1 rRNA gene is annotated in these 1,294 nt (G+C 57.4%); it reads right to left on the reverse strand.

The annotated features are described in order from the left end of the window. Nucleotides 1–19 precede the first annotated feature (19 nt). Nucleotides 20–1,294 (reverse strand): 16S ribosomal RNA (locus tag H8B21_RS20485); the annotation flags it as partial.

Genomic DNA, 1,294 nt, shown 5'->3' on the forward strand with positions numbered 1-1,294 from the left:
TCCGGTCCGGACGCTCCAGAAAGGAGGTATTCCAGCCGCACCTTCCGGTACGGCTACCTTGTTACGACTTAGCCCCAATTACCGGTATTGCCCTAACACGCTCCTTGCGGCTACATGCTTTAGGCACCCCCAGCTTTCATGGCTTGACGGGCGGTGTGTACAAGGCCCGGGAACGTATTCACCGCGTCATTGCTGATACGCGATTACTAGCGAATCCAGCTTCACGGGGCCGAGTTGCAGGCCCCGATCCGAACTGTGGGCGGCTTTGGGGGATTCGCATCCTGTTGCCAGGTAGCTGCCCGCTGTACCGCCCATTGTAGCACGTGTGTAGCCCCGGACGTAAGGGCCATGATGACTTGACGTCGTCCCCGCCTTCCTCACTGTTTGCACAGGCAGTCTGTCCAGAGTCCCCGGCATTACCCGATGGCAACTGGACATAGGGGTTGCGCTCGTTGCGGGACTTAACCCAACACCTCACGGCACGAGCTGACGACAGCCATGCAGCACCTAGTTTCGCGCCCCGAAGGGAAGTGCCGTCTCTGGCACCGCCGCTAACTTTCAAGCCCGGGTAAGGTTCCTCGCGTATCATCGAATTAAACCACATGCTCCTCCGCTTGTGCGGGCCCCCGTCAATTCCTTTGAGTTTCAGCCTTGCGGCCGTACTCCCCAGGTGGATGACTTAACGCTTTCGCTTGGACGCTTACTGTATATCGCAAACATCGAGTCATCATCGTTTAGGGCGTGGACTACCAGGGTATCTAATCCTGTTCGATCCCCACGCTTTCGTGCATCAGCGTCAATAACGGTCTAGGAAGCTGCCTTCGCAATCGGGGTTCTGGGACATATCTATGCATTTCACCGCTACTTGTCCCGTTCCGCCTCCTTCGGCCACATTCAAGCACTTCAGTATCAAGGGCACTGCAACGGTTGAGCCGCTGTATTTCACCCCTGACTTAAAGTGCCGCCTACGCACCCTTTAAACCCAATAATTCCGGATAACGCTCGGATCCTCCGTATTACCGCGGCTGCTGGCACGGAGTTAGCCGATCCTTATTCCCACGGTACGCTCAGGCAGCTACCCGTAGCTGCGGTTGTTCCCGTGTAAAAGCGGTTTACGACCCATAGGGCCTTCGTCCCGCACGCGGCATGGCTGGTTCAGGCTCCCGCCCATTGACCAATATTCCCTACTGCTGCCTCCCGTAGGAGTCTGGTCCGTGTCTCAGTACCAGTGTGGGGGTTTCTCCTCTCAGAGCCCCTAGACATCGTCGCCTTGGTGCGCCGTTACCGCACCAAC

The sequence above is a fragment of the Sphingobacterium chuzhouense genome, assembly GCF_014692525.1.
Lineage (GTDB): Bacteria > Bacteroidota > Bacteroidia > Sphingobacteriales > Sphingobacteriaceae > Sphingobacterium > Sphingobacterium chuzhouense.